Here is an 876-nt window from a genome sequence, read left to right on the forward strand (position 1 = left end):
TCATCTCCATATGATCGGATAATTCGGGAAGACTTTGAACGGGCTCTTAGCACCACCACCGCCCAGCGCAGCGCCCGCGACGCGACGCTGTTTGTGAATTTCAGCGGCAACTTCTGATCCACGCGGCACAGTTGTCCAAGCGGTCGATCTGCAAGGCACGAGGGCCGGGCAACCGGCCCTCGTCACGTCTGCGCATTGCGCCCGACACCCGCACCCGCCTAAACTCCCTCAACGCAACGCGGGCGTAGCTCAATGGTAGAGCTGTAGCTTCCCAAGCTACTGACGATGGTTCGATTCCCTTCGCCCGCTCCACAGCACATCTCAATGTCCCAGCAAAGATCGAGATAGTGAGGGCGGTGTAGCAAAGAAGTTTTTTCATTTGCAATCCAGTATGCGTCTCACATACTGCCCCGCTTTAAACTGCCCCGCTTTAAGCTAGGCTGCGCCTGGTCGTCTCAGTTTCAACGACGGTGATGCGGATCTTCTTGAAGTAATACGTGCGCTAGGGATTCTCTGATTAACCACTTGCGCGAAGCTTAACTTATTGATTTAACTGAGCCGCATGGCGGCGATGCATGGGTTAATCAGAGAATCCTTAAAGTGAAAAATTCATTAATTTCTTTTCTAAATAGCGACGTCCGCCCCGATTTTGAGTAGCACGCCAGTTTGGAGTCCAATTCCCTACCCCAGGAGATTGGACGTGAAGAAGCGTTTTACCGAAGAACAGATCATCGGCTTCGTGCGCGAAGCCGAAGCAGGCGTTGCGATCAAGGACCTGTGTCGGCGCCATGGCTTCAGTGAATCGCCCCATGATTTCGGGAGGCTCCAACTCTTGAGAAGATGGAGCGATGAGCAAGACAAAGTATTGCCCGGAAG

General features: G+C 53.3%; 1 tRNA gene and 1 pseudogene. Both read left to right on the forward strand.

From position 1 onward, the window contains the following. The first annotated feature begins 238 nt into the window (after positions 1-238). Positions 239-312 (forward strand) — tRNA-Gly (locus XpopCFBP1817_RS20925). Between the two features lie 388 nt (positions 313-700). After that, positions 701-811, forward strand: a pseudogene (locus XpopCFBP1817_RS20935) (transposase); the annotation flags it as partial. Positions 812-876: the final 65 nt, after the last annotated feature.

The sequence above is a fragment of the Xanthomonas populi genome, assembly GCF_002940065.1.
Lineage (GTDB): Bacteria > Pseudomonadota > Gammaproteobacteria > Xanthomonadales > Xanthomonadaceae > Xanthomonas > Xanthomonas populi.